The sequence below is a fragment of the Halorubrum sp. Ib24 genome (genome assembly GCF_002252745.1).
In the GTDB taxonomy this organism is placed as follows: Archaea; Halobacteriota; Halobacteria; order Halobacteriales; family Haloferacaceae; genus Halorubrum.
In genome coordinates this window covers 86,819-99,958 of the sequence record NZ_NHOX01000024.1, presented here as the reverse complement: position 1 = coordinate 99,958, position 13,140 = coordinate 86,819, and the positions used below count along the sequence as shown (strand labels likewise).

The following is a 13,140-nucleotide window of genomic DNA, read 5'->3' as shown; positions in this document are numbered from 1 at the left end:
CGAGCGGTCGGTCTCGCCCGAGCGGTCGGTCCCGCCCGAGCGGTCGACCCCCAGCGCCGCGCGTGCGACTCCCCCTCGGATCGTCGGCAGGTCACTACCCTTTTGAGTCCGGCGCGGATGGGTCAGGTATGGGATTCGGATCGTACGACGAGAGCGAGCAGAAGAACCAGGACGTTGACACCGACGACGACGCCGCGGTGAACGTCCACGAGCACGACCACGACGGCGAGGTGTCCATCGAGGGCGGCGCGTCCACCGACGACTTGGTCGGGCGGCTCTCGGAGATGAAAGACGACGGCGACGAGGAGTAATCGCCACCGCCCCCTCGCCGAATCGAGACCGGCGACCGGGGACCCGCGAGCGCCGGACCGAGGCCGTGTCACGCTCCTTTTATCCGGTCGACGCCTACGACGGCCCATGAGCACAGACCTGACCTTCACGGACGACGGCGTCGACGTCGTCTACGAGGGGACCGAGTTCGAGCTGGAGAAGGACCTGATCGAGGAGGCGACCGGCAAGGGGTTCCGCGACGTCACCGACCACGAGGTGTTACAGATCGTGGCCGAGGAGCCCGACTTGGACGGCGAGCCCGTCCGGATCGGCGACGTCTTGTAAGGCGGCTCCGCGAAGCGGTACGATTTTACGCGACGGTCGGTTCCGCCGCGGTATGAGTATCGGCACCGTTCTCTCCGCGCTCACGAGTTCGAAACTACGGACCGCTCTCGTCGGGCTGTTGGTCCTCGTGGGCGCCGTCGGCGGCGCGTTCGCCGTCGGGATGCTCGGCGTCCCGAGCGTCGCGACAGTCGACAACACCTTCGGCGACGTGACGAACGAGACCACCGAGGTCGAGACGGACCTGGTCGTCTCGAATCCGAACCCGATCGGCGTCGGGCTCGACGGCGTCTCGGTGAACTACACGGTGTCGATGAACGACATCGAGATGGCGCAGGGCGGTCGCGAGGGCGTCTCCGTCGACGCCGGCAACTCCACCGTCCCCCTCGAAACGGAACTGCGGAACGACGCGATCCCGCCGTGGTGGGTCAGTCACGTCCGCAACGGCGAGCGGACCGAGGTCGGCATCGACGCCAGCGTCACCTCGGACCTGCTCGGGCGGACCGTGGAGTTCAGTCGCGACCGCGAGATAACGACCGACCTGCTCGGCGCCTTCGACTCGAACGAGACCAGACCGGTGAACGCCGACAGCGCGCTGACGGACGATCCCGTCCTCTACGTCAACGAGACGCGGGGCGAGTGGGGGAGCGTCAGCGAGGCCGAGACGCCCATCGACATGGCGTTCACGGTGTACAACCCGAACCTCGAACCGTACGTCGTCACTGAGATCGGCTACGACGTCACGATGAACGGGGTCGAGATGGCCACGGGACGGACCGAGGAGGGGTACGTGATCCCCTCGCGGAGCTCCGAGACGATCGAGTTCACGACCGCGCTCCAGAACCGCCGGCTCGACGAGTGGTGGGTCACGCACCTCGACGAGGAGGTCCGCGGCCACCAGGTGAGCGGTCTCCGGATCGAATTCTACGCCGTCATCGAGTTCCCGGGCGGAGAGGAGGTCACCGTTCCGCTCGACGAGCTGACCTACGAGGAGACTATCGAGACCGACATCTTCGACGAGGGCGAGGACGTTCGGGGCTCGGGCGACACCGACGGGAGCGGGACCGAGGGCGACGGGTCCGGCACGGACGACACCGACGGCGGAAACGATACCGACGACGGAAGCGCCACCGACGACACCTCGGGAGACGGGGATTCCACCGGCGGCAACACCACTGACGACGGGAACGCAACCGACGACGACACCACCGACGACGGGTCGGACGACGGCGACGACGGCGTCCTCCCGCTGTAGGACCGCCGCCGGTATCTCTGACTGATAGTCGGGAGCGACCGACGTGACGCCCGCTCGTACGCGGCGTCGAGCCATACGACGCGACCGCGGTCGACGCGATCGACCCCCTCCGAATGAAACGCTGTTTTCATCGATCGGCGAGCAGGCTCGTCTGCCGCAAACGGGCCGCCAGATATACAACACTACTTTATTTGCGGCCGCCGAACAGCCGATAATGGCCGACGCCGATGGCGGAGGATCGCCGGACGTCCTCGAGAACAAGCGGAGCGCGACGCGGTATCAGGTGCTCGTGGAGATCGCGGCCCGCCAGCCCGCCGTGAGTCAGGGCGAGATAGCCGAGACGATCGGGGTGACCTCGCAGGCGGTCAGCGATTACGTTCGCGACCTCGTCGAGGCCGGATACGTCGAGAAGGGGGGTCGCGGCCGGTACGAGGTGACCAAGGAGGGCGTCGACTGGCTCATCTCCCGGACCGACGACCTGGAGACGTACCTCGAGCGAGTGAACTCCGACGTCCTCGGGAGCGTCGAGGTCGACGCCGCCATCGCGCTCGGGAACGTGGCGGAGGGGAGCGAGGTCGGACTGGTGATGCGGGACGGCGTCCTCCACGCCGACCCCTCGGGCGGGACCGCGACCGCGGTCACTGTCACGAGCGGTAAAAAGGGCGAGGCCGTCGGCGTCGCCGACTTCGAGGGCGTCGTCGACTACGACACCGGGACCGTCTCCGTGCTTCCCGTGCCCACCGTCACCGACGAGGCCCCGCCCGATCCGGACGTGATATCGGATCACGTCCCGGAAGGCGGGCTTCTCGCGGTCGCCGGGACGGAGGCGTACGCGCTCGTTTCCCGGAGCGACGCGACCCCGGACGTCCGGTTCGGAACCGCCGATGGCGTCGCCGAGGCCGGCATGCTCGGCCTCGACGTCCTGTTGGTGGCGGTTACAGACGAGATCCCGCGTCACACGTCCAAACTCCGCGACAGGAACATCCCGCACCGGGTACTCGATTCGGACGACCGCTGATCGGGCGTTCGGCCCGCGGTCGCCGCCGAACAAGACGGCGACGGTGCGGTCTCGATACGCCCTCTCAATCCGCCGCGTCGGTGACGCCCCGACTCTCGCCTTCCAGCCTCCGCGGTAGCTTACCGTCGTACCCCTCCGGCACGTACGGACAGAGCGGGTCGCTTCCGGTCGGGTCCCCGGTCGCCGCGAACGCCCGGGAGCGGCTCCCGCCGCAGACCCGTCGGAACTCGCAGGCGCCGCACTTGCCCGCGAACTGATCCGGTTCCCGGAGCGACTCGAACAGGCCCGAGTTCCGATAGATGTCCACCACGGACCGGTCCCGGACGTTGCCCGCGGACTTCGGGAGGAACCCCGACGGGTACGTCTCTCCGGTATGGCTGACGAAGGCGAACCCCCGGCCGGCCGTGATGCCGCCGCGTCGACGGACCCCGGCGTCGTCGCCGTCGCGCTGAAGACCGACCCGGCGGTAAAACGGCGCCTCCGTGGTCTTGACGCCGAACCGTTCCGCCTCGGCGACGTCGTGGAGCCACTCCATGACCGCCTCCGCGCGCTCCGGGGAGATCGGGTCGAGGATCCGCCCGCGGCCCACGGGCACGAGGAAGAAGACGCTCCAGAGCACCGCGCCGAGGTCGCGGACCCGATCGCGAATCGCCGGGAGCTCCTCGACGGTCTCGGCGCAGACGGTGGTGTTGATCTGCAGCGGGAGCCCGTCCTCCCGGGCCGCTCGGACCGCAGTCACCGTATCGCCGAAGCTCCGCTCGCCGCGGAACCGGTCGTGGCTTTCTCGGGTCGCGCCGTCGAGGCTGACCGCCATCCGCTGAACGCCGGCCTCCGCGAGCGCCTCGACGCGGTCGGGGGTCAGCGACGCCGTCCCGCTCGGCGTAAGCGTCATGCGGTGGCCGAGGTCGTCGCCGTGCGAGATCAATTCCGTGAGGTCCTCCCGGGCGAGCGGGTCGCCCCCCGACAGGACGACCAGTTGGCCGTCGCCGAACTCGGCGGCGTCGTCGAGGAGCCGCTTCCCCTCGGCGGTCGTCAGCTCGTCGGGGTGACGCTCCGGCTTCGCGTCCGCCCGACAGTGACGACAGGCGAGGCCGCACGCCTGCGTCACCTCCCAGATCAGGACGAAGGGACGCCGGTCAACGTCGAAGTCGTCGAACATGTGCTCGTCCCGCGCTACGACCTTTGCCCCCTTGGGGAATACCCCGAACGTGTTCAGGTAACGTCCCGCTTCCCCGACCGCGGCTCAGCCCTCGCTCCGCCTGCGATCGGTCATCGAGAAACGCGTACCGACGATGTGCGATCGGCGTTCCGGGGAGCGCCGCTCTTCCCGTTCTCTCTGAGGGATCCGGGGGGACAGCGTGAATTCAGACGTGGGCGAAAATTCGTATAGCGGCATATGATTTATACGTCCGACTCGAGACGCGATCCACGTTGCCTTCAAGCCAACAAAATACGATTCGGTCCCCGAAACTATCCCAACAGTCGGTAGACGTTCGCCTCGTACGTCTCCCGGACCTGATCGCCCCAGTTGTGCGTGTAAGTGTCGATCACGTCGTCGGCGACGTCGCCCCGCAGGTATTTGACCACGCCGCGGTCACCGGTCCTGTCGCGCAGGTGCGTCGTGAAGAAGTGCCGGAAGTAGTGGGGCGTGACGTTCTCGGCGGCGCCGCCGCCCGTCCGGTACCAGCCCGCATCGCGGGCGTACCGCTCGACGACGTGTCGCACCGCCTGCGGATCGAGCCGCTCGCCCCATCCCTCCGCCGTCCCGAGGAACAGGGGGTCCGCCGGCGAGGGGCTGTCGGGGCGGATCGCCAGCCATCGCTTCAGGGTTCCGGCGAGTTCGTCGTCGACCGGGATCACCGTCCCGCGCTTCCGCTTGTTAGACGCCGTCCGCACCTCGCCGTTCAGCTCCTCGCCGACAGTCGCGTCCGGGGTCACGTACAGCGAATTCGGGCGGTCCGCGAGGACGTGACGCGTTCCGAGGTCGTACTCGCCTCGGATCTCGGCGTCGTCGACGGCGAGATCGCGGAGATCGAGGTTACAGCACTCTCCGACCCGCATCCCGGTCTTGAGGAGCGTCACGACGAGCGCCCGATGGAGCGGATGGCGGATCCCCGCGACGAACTCCCGCATCACCGGCACGGGAATGTCTCGGCGAGCGGGGTCCTTATCGACCGTCTCGTCCATTTCCTCCATCACGAGCGTCATCGGGTTCCCCTCGAAGACGCCGACCTCGGTCATGTATCCGTAAAACCGGTGCAGGTAGGCGGCGTACGTCGCCACCGTGCTGTCCGCCACGTCGCCGCGCAGCGAATGGACGAACGACATGCAGTCGCGGTGCGTCGCCGCCGCGGGCGTCGTCTCCGGGCCGAGGAACGATTCGAATCGGCGGAGGACGCGCTCGTAGGACTCGCGGGTGCGCTCCGTCTTCCCGTGATACGTGAGGTCCTCGATGAAGTACCCCACCGGGTCCGAGACCTCGTCCGGCGCGCGGGCACTACTCATCGGTGAGAGTGTACCCGCCCTTCCGGCCGTTGTACCGAACGCGGTTGCGATCCTGTAACTCGTCGAGCGCGCCCTCCAACCGGTCCTCGAAATCGCCGACCACCGCCTCGGTGAGTTCCTCCCACGAGAGCGGCCCGTCGGCGAGGGCCGCTTCCACCCGTGTTTCGAGGCCGTCACCCCTGGGGTCAGACCCGGAAGGATCGGGTTCGGCCGGCTTCCCGGAATCGCCCGTCGAGAACCCGCGGCGTCCGGCCTGTACCATCGTCCTGACGAACTCGCTCTGTGACATCCCGAGCTCGTCCGCGTGGTCTCGCCACCGATCCTTTTGCTCGGCGGGAACGTACGTCTTCACCGAGCGGCGATCGTCGCTCATCGTTCGGATTCGGCTTCTCCGGCCGCCGACTTCAATCTATCCCACAATTCCGGATAAGGTCACTTATACTGAGTTATAGGTCTCTCGATGCGGCGCCAAGATGTGTGTATCTTGGTTTCTAGGACTTACTGATCGTCTATTAGTCCTAGAATATGGGATATATTATAGGGGCCGTTCTCAAAACCGCCGGATACTGCGGGACATAATTCGAGTAGAACCTCTCGCTCAGGAGGCCGCGCTCTCGCTTTTCGGTTTGGCCTACGCGTCGAGACGCGTCCCTTCGAGTTTTCATTCCCACTGCGACCACCGCGCCGCTGAGAAGCGCACAGCGCCGCGTCGACCGGCCCTGGTCGGCTCCCGGAGCGAGTGCCCGTCCCTCACACTGAGGGGTCCTCTCGTCGTCTCACCCGGCATGAGAGTTGGCGCCTCCTCACTGAAGAAGCAGAGGGCCCCGTCTCACGGGTCGTCCGCAACAGATGTATCGTATGTCGCTATAGAAACAGTGGGGATCAGATTCGGATCTCGGAGGCGGCGTCCTCGACGTCGAGGGCAGCTATCGCGCGCTCGACCCGCGGGTCGCTTTCGACCGCGTTCCGCATCAGGACGGTCTCGCTCGGGAAGAGGTGTTCCCCGACGACGAGGCCGTGATCGCGGGCGGTCGACCCGGTGACGGTGAGATAGACGCCGACGCCAGCCCGGGCGATGCCCGCCTCTTCCTCCTCGTCGGGGTCCGGGTAGACGAACTCGACGCCGTCGAGCGCGTCCGTCCCCAGCACCGCGGTAACGAGCCGCTCGTACCGAGGCGAGATACAGAGCCGCCCCTCGTAGCCGGCGAGGAACGCGCGGTCGAGGTCGGTCCCCGGCTGGATCCGCTCCGGTCGGGCCATCAGGGTGTGGTACACGGTGTCACCGAGCCCGTTGACGACGCGGACGTCGGTGTCGACCGGGTCGATCCGCTCGTTGATGTCGGCGATCTCGCCGAGCCCCTCCGGGCGGATCCCGACGACCTCCTCCAGCACGAGGTCCGCCGAATCGAATCCGAGCGCGAACTCATGGGTCCGGAGGGCGCGGAACGGCTCCTCGCGGCCGACGAGCTTCAGCCTGACATCGCCGAGGTCGACGGTCGCCGCGTCGAAGACGATGCGGCGGGGCTTCCCGTCCCGGTCGTCGCGGAGCAGCGTGAACTCCGGCTCGGACGCGGCGTGCGGGTCCGAGTACTCGGCCAGCCGCTCGTAGGGGCCGTCGTCCGCCTCGACGCGGCCTTTCGTGATCGCCTTCTCGTAGCGGAGCGTGTTGCTCACGCCGTCCGCGAGCCCTTCCAGCCGGTCCTCGCGGCCGACGGCCGCGATCCGTTCGAGGACCGCTTCGAGGGGCCGGCCCTTCCGCGGGACGGCGACCGGTACCGGTTCGCTCATTACCCGAGTTGCGTCACCGCGGCTAAAACGGGTTGCGCTTTCGGTCGGGGGAGAACGGCGATCCGACGGGAACAGCGGTCGGGATCGGAACGAACGAATAGAGCGAATTCGGTCGAGAGGGCGCCGTTACGGTCCGAACGCCTCGTTGAGCCGCTTGCGGAACGCCTCGAGCTCCTCCAGGTGGTCGTTGATGGATTCGAGCTCCGTCTCGACGTCGTCGATGTCCTCGCCGAGCCGGTCTTCGATCTCCGTCAGCCGGGTGTCGACCTCCGCGAGGTCGTCCCACAGGTCGTCGAACTCCTCGTCGAAGCGGCCCAGCCGGGACTCCACGTCTTCGACGCGGTCCGCCGTCGCCTCTGCCGCGGCGGCGGCGTCGTCGACCTCTTCGTACAGCGTCTCCACGTCGTCGCCGACGTCGTCGAGCGCCTCGTCGAGCGCGTCCGTCTCCGCGTCGATCCGCGAGACGTCGTCGGTGACCTCCTCGACCGTCGCCTCCACGTCGCCGACGCTGGCTTCGACGCCCTCGACGGTCGATTCGACCCCGTCGACGCGTTCGGTCACGCCGTCGACGCGTTCGGAAACGCCGTCCACGCGCTCGGTCACGCCGTCGACCTCCGTCGAGACCGTCTCGACGGAGTCGTCCACCCGACCGACCGTCTCGCGCAGGTCATCGCGGTCCGCGTCGGCCGCGTCGACCCTGTCGTCGAGCGCCGCCATCTCCGACTCGACGGTCTCCACCTTTCGGTCGAGCTCGTCGAGGATCTCACGGGCCGTCCCCTCGCCGTCGATGAACTCCGCGAGCGCGTCCGCGTACGCCTCGATGTCGGCGACGCTCGACTGGAGCCGCGAGATGCGGACGTCGACGCTCCGCGGGACGCCGACGTCGAGCTCCTCGCCGATGGTCTCGAGGTCTTCGTCCGCGACGTCGCCGGCGCGGATCTCGGCCGCCAGCGCGGCCGCGAGACCGCTCTCGGGCGACGGATCGGGGGCGGAGTCGGAGGCGGACTCGTCCGATTCCGGAGACTCTTCGGTCGCTTTGTCGGCGTCGGTCGCGTCGTCGGCGTCTGTCGAGTCTGTCGCTGCGGCCGCTTCGGCCGCCTCGTCAGCGTCGCTCGCCTCTGTCGTGTCATCCGCTCTCGACTCCGCCGCCTGCTCCGTGTCGTCGACTCCGTCGTCGCCCGTCTCGTCGTGCATCGTCACCGCCGCGCTGCCGCCCGCGGTGACGGTCCGGGGTTCCGGGGCGTCCGCCTCGGCGGCGGTCTCCGCTTCCGGATCCGCCTCGGCGACGGTCTCCGCTTCCGCGTCCGCCTCCGCGTCGGAATCGGCCGCTTCCGCGCCCTCCTCTTCCGCGACCGACCCCTCCATGCCGGGCAGGGTCGCGCGGTCGCCCGAGAGGACTTCCCTGACGGCGTCGGTGTCGCCGGTGCCGAGGACGTCCTCGATCTCCTCGCCGACCGGGACGTGTTCGATCACCGGCGTGCCGAGGAAGCCGTCGAGGTCCGGATCGTCGTCGCGGATGCCGAACACGGTCTCGATCTCGTCTCCCGGGTCGAGCACGCGCTCGAACTCGACGCGGTGGTCCTTGTACGCCGTCCAGTTCTCGCTTTCGTACTCCGGGTGAAACCCGATGCGGTCCATCGGGAACGACTCCGGGATCCGGTCGACGATGCGCACGCGCACGGGCTCTTCGCGGGTCGAAGAGAGCTCGTACATCACCGCGGGTACGGGGAACGCGTCGTCGGTGAAGGATTTCTCGACGCGAATACCGTCCTCGTCGACGGTCGTCGTCGCTTCTGCCGTCCGTTCGCTCATAATCAGTCCCTCCCGGAGCAGGGGCTTAAATTCCACGGGCCGGGTTTCGGGGTTGATAACCCCGGGTGGGGGAGGCGTTTCGCCCGTCTCGGCCGGTCCGCCTACAGGTCGATCCGGTCGCCGATCTCGACTATCTCCAGCCGGTTCGGGTGTTCGAAGCTCCGCACGTGGTCGTGGAGCGCGGTCGGGTCCGCGGTCAGCCCCTTCCACATGTCCCAGTGCGTCGGGACGAGCCGGTCCAGTTCGAGGTCGCTCGCTGCCTTCGCGATCTCGTTCTCGTCGCTGTACCACTTCGTACGGACGGGCTCGCCGGTCTCCTTGTCGGCGATGTTACCGACGGAACCGAACGCGAGGATCCCGAGGTCGATGTCGAACTCGTCGGCGAGGGCAGGAAACGACGCCGAGGGCTTGCTGTCCCCGGCGTGGAAGACGGTGCCGGCGTCGTGCTCGATCACGTAGCCGACGGGGTGCGTGGCGTCCGAGTCGTGCGTTTCCACGACGTGGACCGTGAACTCGCCGATCCGCAGTTCGTCGCCCTCGGTCACTTCCAGGAACGCCTCCCCGAGGACGTCCCAGTGTGCGGTCCACTCTTCGTCCTCTCGCGCGACCGCGAGCGAGTCGTCGGGGGCGACGAAGTCCGCGTCCGTGTTCGCGAGGATCGGCGCCTGCGAGGGGCCGTGGACGTGGTCGGTGTGTTCGTGGGTCGCGAGCACCGCGTCCGCCACGTCGACGTCGGCGGGGTCGAAGGGCACAGGGATCATCCGGACCGTGCGCGGCGGGTCGCCCGTCCCGACGTAGGGGTCGATCCAGAGGACGGTGCCCTCGCTGCCCTTGATCGCGAAGCCGTTACAGCCCAAGTACCACAGCGCAACCGTGTCGGGGTCGGCGTCCGCGACCGCGCGCGGCAGCCAGTCGCCCCAGTCGGAGTCGGCCATGTCCCACGCTGTGCGGGCGCGCGGGGTAATGATTCCGGAGTGCGCCAAAATTCCGACTCGCACACGGGGTCAGAAACGTGTCCGAGACCAGTCCCATAAACCGTATATCGCTATATAAAATAGCGCCCGAATCCGAAGCGGACTGGGACGCGAACGCACGGAACGAGAATCGACGAAAAACGGTGGTGTGAGCGCGTCTCTCAGCCGCCGAACTCCCACTCGGCGTCGAGCTCGCGGTGCGAGAACGGGAGCGCGTCCTCGCCGCTGTAGCTCGCGACGAGGTGCCCGTCGCCCTCCAGGTAGTACTTGTAGGTGGTGAGCCCCTCCAGCCCGACCGGGCCGCGCGCGTGGACCTTGCCGGTCGAGATGCCGACCTCGGCGCCGAGCCCGTAGCGGTAGCCGTCGGCGAAGCGCGTCGAGGCGTTGTGGAAGACGCTCGCGGCGTCGATGCCGGTCATGAACGCGTCGGCTGCCGACCGGTCCTCGGTGACGATGGACTCCGTGTGTTTCGAGCCGTGCGCGTTGACGTGGTCGACCGCCTCGAACACGTCGCCGACGAGCTTGATCGAGAGTTCGAGGTCGCCGTACTCCGCGACCCAGTCGTCGTCGGTCGCCGCGCCGACGTCGACGATCTCGCGGGTGGCGGCGTCACCGCGGAGCTCGACGTTCGCGGCCTCGTAGCGGTCGACCAGTTCTGGGAGTAGGTCGGGCGCGACCGCCTCGTTCACGAGCAGCGTCTCGACCGCGTTACACACCGCCGGGTACTGGACCTTCGCGTCGAACGCGACGTCGGCGGCCATCTCCAGGTCGGCGTCGTCGTCGACGTAGACGTGACAGACGCCCTCCGTGTGGCCGAGCACGGGGATCTGGGTGTTGTCTTGGATGTACGAGACGAACTCCGAGGACCCCCGCGGCATCACCAAGTCGACCGCGTCGTCGCGTTCGAGGAGGCGGTCGACCTCCTCGTGGGCCTCGACGAGCCCCGCCCACCCGTCGGGGAGGTCGGCGGTCGCCTCGCGGATCACCCGGTGGAGGACGCGGTTCGACTCGCTCGCCTCGCTGCCGCCCTTGAGGATGACGGCGTTGCCGGACTTCAGCGCGAGGGCCGCGATCTGGACGAGCGCGTCCGGCCGCGACTCGAAGACGGTCGCGACCACGCCGATCGGCACGGACACCCTGTACAGCTCCAGCCCCTCGTCGAGCTCGCGGGCCGCGAGCGTCCGACCGAGGGGGTCGGTCTGCTCGGCGACGGACTCGACCATCCCGGCGATGTCGTCGAGCTTCGCGGCGTCGAGCTTCAGGCGGTCGACGAGCGCCTGCGTGTACTCGCCGCGCTCCAACATCGCCGCGGCCGCCTCGACGTCCCGCGCGTTCGCGTCGAGGATCTCGGCCTCGTTCGCGCGGAGCGCGTCGGCGATCGCCCGGAGCGCGTCGTCCCGGGTCGCCTCGTCGGCGTTGGCGAGCCGCAGGGCGGCCCGCTGGCTCCGCTCGACCAACTCGTCCGTGTCGCGCTCGATTTCCGTTGTCTCACTCATTCGTCTCACCCGCTGTCGGGACGAATAGCGTGCCCGTCGGTTTACCGGCTGCGATCCGCTCTAAGACGTCCCGGGTCGCCGAGCCGGCGATCACTCCGGGGGTGCCGCTCTCCGCCACGTCGCGGGCGCCCTCGACTTTCGTCTGTATCCCGCCGAAGTCGGTGGCCGTGCTGTCGCCGACCAGCTCCCGGACCGCGTCGTAGTTCGCTCCGACCGCCTCGATGACGGTCGCGTCCGGATCGCGCTTCGGGTTCCCGGTGTACACCCCCTCGACGTCGGTGAGCGTGACCAGCAGGTCGACGTCGAGCGCGATCGCGGCCGACGCCGACAGCATGTCGTTGTCACCGATCCGCAGCTCGTCGGTCGCGACCGCGTCGTTCTCGTTGATGACGGGGACGACGCCCCACTCGAGCAGGGTCTCGACGGTGTTGGTGAAGTTGTCGAACCGCTCGGGCGCGTCGAGGTCGGCCCCGGTCACGAGGATCTGCGCGACCGGCTGGTCGTAGCGGTCGAAGCTCTGCGTGTAGTGGCGCATCAGGAGGCTCTGACCGACCGTCGACAGCGCCTGGCGCTCGTCGATCACGTCGCTTCCCCGGTCGATGTCGACGTCGACCGCGGCGGTCCCGCCGCCGTTACCGAGCCGACCGATGCCGGCGCCGACGGCGCCCGAGGAGACGAGGACGACCTCCTTTCCGCGCCGGCGAAGGTCCATCACGTCGGCGACGAGCTTGTCGAGCTTCACGCGGTCGAGCCGCGAGTCATCGTCGGTGAGGGAGTTGGTCCCCGCCTTCACGACCACGCGGTCGGCCTCGGCGGCCGCGGTCCGCGCGCGGTCGACGGCGTCCGGGTCCACCGCCCCGACCGCGACGCCGTCACTCGTCATCGAACGCCTCGGCCAGTTCCCGCGAGCGCTCCTCGGCCGCCGCGACGGCGTCGACCACTGCCTCGTCGGCGTCGCTGTCCCAGAGGACCTCCATCCCCTCGATCGTCGTCCCGTTCGGCGAGCAGACGGCGTCGATCAGCTCGTCGACGCTCCGGTCGTCCCGGAGGACGGTCTCGGCGGCGCCCTTGAACGTCTGCGCGGCGAGCGTCTCCGCCTGCTCGGGCTCGAGGCCGCCGTCGATCCCGGCCCGCTTCACCGCGTCGATGAGGTAGAAAGCGAAGGCGGGACCGCTCCCGTTGACCGCGGTCGAGACGTCCATCAGCGACTCGTCGACCTCGACGAACTCCCCGGCGTCGTCGAGCATCGCGCGGACCTCGTCGGTGAGGCCCTCGTTCGTCGCCGCCGCGGCCATGTCGCCGGTCTCCGCCGCGAGGTTGGGCATGATCCGGACCACGCTCGCCGCGGTCCGCTCCGCGACGAACTCGCGGGGGAGCCCCGCGGCCAGCGTCACGAGCTGCTGGTCGGCGCCCAGGTCGAGGTCCGCGAGGACGTGCTCGGCGACGTCCGGTTTCACGGCGAGGACCACGACGTCGGCCGCTTTCGCCGCCGCCACGTCGTCCGTCGTCTCGTCCGCGGCGTCCTCGACGGCCGCGAGCGCGTCCGGGTCGAGGTCGATCGCCGTCAGGTGATACGAGTCGGTTCTCGCGAGGCCGCGCAACAGGGCACCCCCCATGTTCCCGCAGCCGATGACGCTCACGCGTGTCATGTTACCTGCACCGAGAACGCTCAGGGTCAAA

Annotated in this window: 13 protein-coding genes; 4 read left to right on the top strand and 9 right to left on the bottom strand. The window is 68.6% G+C overall.

Annotated features, from left to right (window positions below):
• The first annotated feature begins 128 nt into the window (after positions 1-128).
• The 4 genes from DJ82_RS05900 to DJ82_RS05885 all read left to right on the top strand — a co-directional run bounded on the left by DJ82_RS05900 (position 129) and on the right by DJ82_RS05885 (position 2,885).
• Entirely contained in the window at positions 129-311 is a 183-nt protein-coding gene (locus DJ82_RS05900) for a DUF5786 family protein (protein ID WP_094522356.1), read from the top strand.
• A gap of 106 nt (positions 312-417) precedes the next feature.
• Entirely contained in the window at positions 418-615 is a 198-nt protein-coding gene (locus tag DJ82_RS05895; protein ID WP_094522355.1) for a DUF5800 family protein, read from the top strand.
• A 52-nt stretch (positions 616-667) separates the two neighbouring features.
• Entirely contained in the window at positions 668-1,867 is a 1,200-nt protein-coding gene (locus DJ82_RS05890) for an LEA type 2 family protein (protein WP_094522354.1), read from the top strand.
• A gap of 214 nt (positions 1,868-2,081) precedes the next feature.
• The gene (locus DJ82_RS05885; protein ID WP_094526766.1) at positions 2,082-2,885 is read left to right on the top strand and encodes a MarR family transcriptional regulator; all 804 of its coding nucleotides are present in this window, start codon (positions 2,082-2,084) and stop codon (positions 2,883-2,885) included.
• Between the two features lie 64 nt (positions 2,886-2,949).
• On the opposite strand, the gene DJ82_RS05880 is transcribed toward DJ82_RS05885, so the two are convergent.
• The 9 genes from DJ82_RS05880 to proC form a co-directional block, all read right to left on the bottom strand.
• Complete coding sequence (locus tag DJ82_RS05880) at positions 2,950-4,044, bottom strand: radical SAM protein (RefSeq protein ID WP_094581288.1); 1,095 nt, start codon at positions 4,042-4,044, stop codon at positions 2,950-2,952.
• A 311-nt stretch (positions 4,045-4,355) separates the two neighbouring features.
• The gene (locus DJ82_RS05875; RefSeq protein WP_094581287.1) at positions 4,356-5,390 is read right to left on the bottom strand and encodes a tyrosine-type recombinase/integrase; all 1,035 of its coding nucleotides are present in this window, start codon (positions 5,388-5,390) and stop codon (positions 4,356-4,358) included.
• Positions 5,383-5,763: a DUF5805 domain-containing protein gene (locus DJ82_RS05870; RefSeq protein ID WP_094581286.1), complete on the bottom strand. Its 381-nt coding sequence runs from the start codon at positions 5,761-5,763 to the stop codon at positions 5,383-5,385. The genes DJ82_RS05875 and DJ82_RS05870 overlap by 8 nt, the downstream gene beginning before the upstream one ends.
• 509 nt (positions 5,764-6,272) lie before the next feature.
• Positions 6,273-7,178 carry a hypothetical protein gene (locus DJ82_RS05865; RefSeq protein WP_094581285.1) on the bottom strand — a complete coding sequence of 302 codons (906 nt, stop codon included), beginning with the start codon at positions 7,176-7,178 and terminating at the stop codon, positions 6,273-6,275.
• A gap of 126 nt (positions 7,179-7,304) precedes the next feature.
• Complete coding sequence (locus DJ82_RS05860; protein ID WP_094581284.1) at positions 7,305-8,990, bottom strand: hypothetical protein; 1,686 nt, start codon at positions 8,988-8,990, stop codon at positions 7,305-7,307.
• A 101-nt stretch (positions 8,991-9,091) separates the two neighbouring features.
• A complete protein-coding gene (locus DJ82_RS05855) occupies positions 9,092-9,925 on the bottom strand; it encodes an MBL fold metallo-hydrolase (protein WP_094581283.1) in 834 nt (277 codons plus the stop codon).
• A gap of 200 nt (positions 9,926-10,125) precedes the next feature.
• A complete protein-coding gene (locus tag DJ82_RS05850; protein WP_094581282.1) occupies positions 10,126-11,460 on the bottom strand; it encodes a glutamate-5-semialdehyde dehydrogenase in 1,335 nt (444 codons plus the stop codon).
• On the bottom strand, positions 11,453-12,343 hold the full coding sequence (gene proB, locus DJ82_RS05845; RefSeq protein ID WP_094522341.1) for a glutamate 5-kinase: 891 nt from the start codon (positions 12,341-12,343) through the stop codon (positions 11,453-11,455). Before proB ends, DJ82_RS05850 begins: the two co-directional genes overlap by 8 nt.
• Positions 12,333-13,109 (bottom strand): pyrroline-5-carboxylate reductase, encoded by a 777-nt coding sequence (gene proC / locus DJ82_RS05840; protein ID WP_094581281.1) that lies wholly within the window; start codon positions 13,107-13,109, stop codon positions 12,333-12,335. Before proC ends, proB begins: the two co-directional genes overlap by 11 nt.
• Positions 13,110-13,140 lie beyond the last annotated feature (31 nt).

Excerpts from the sequence above, each read along its gene's own strand:
- DJ82_RS05900 (WP_094522356.1), top strand. The coding sequence starts at position 129 with ATGGGATTCGGATCGTACGACGAGAGCGAGCAGAAGAACCAGGACGTT.
- DJ82_RS05895 (WP_094522355.1), top strand. The coding sequence starts at position 418 with ATGAGCACAGACCTGACCTTCACGGACGACGGCGTCGACGTCGTCTAC.
- DJ82_RS05890 (WP_094522354.1), top strand. The coding sequence starts at position 668 with ATGAGTATCGGCACCGTTCTCTCCGCGCTCACGAGTTCGAAACTACGG.
- DJ82_RS05885 (WP_094526766.1), top strand. The coding sequence starts at position 2,082 with ATGGCCGACGCCGATGGCGGAGGATCGCCGGACGTCCTCGAGAACAAG.
- DJ82_RS05880 (WP_094581288.1), bottom strand. The coding sequence starts at position 4,044 with ATGTTCGACGACTTCGACGTTGACCGGCGTCCCTTCGTCCTGATCTGG.
- DJ82_RS05875 (WP_094581287.1), bottom strand. The coding sequence starts at position 5,390 with ATGAGTAGTGCCCGCGCGCCGGACGAGGTCTCGGACCCGGTGGGGTAC.
- DJ82_RS05870 (WP_094581286.1), bottom strand. The coding sequence starts at position 5,763 with ATGAGCGACGATCGCCGCTCGGTGAAGACGTACGTTCCCGCCGAGCAA.
- DJ82_RS05865 (WP_094581285.1), bottom strand. The coding sequence starts at position 7,178 with ATGAGCGAACCGGTACCGGTCGCCGTCCCGCGGAAGGGCCGGCCCCTC.
- DJ82_RS05860 (WP_094581284.1), bottom strand. The coding sequence starts at position 8,990 with ATGAGCGAACGGACGGCAGAAGCGACGACGACCGTCGACGAGGACGGT.
- DJ82_RS05855 (WP_094581283.1), bottom strand. The coding sequence starts at position 9,925 with ATGGCCGACTCCGACTGGGGCGACTGGCTGCCGCGCGCGGTCGCGGAC.
- DJ82_RS05850 (WP_094581282.1), bottom strand. The coding sequence starts at position 11,460 with ATGAGTGAGACAACGGAAATCGAGCGCGACACGGACGAGTTGGTCGAG.
- proB (WP_094522341.1), bottom strand. The coding sequence starts at position 12,343 with ATGACGAGTGACGGCGTCGCGGTCGGGGCGGTGGACCCGGACGCCGTC.
- proC (WP_094581281.1), bottom strand. The coding sequence starts at position 13,109 with ATGACACGCGTGAGCGTCATCGGCTGCGGGAACATGGGGGGTGCCCTG.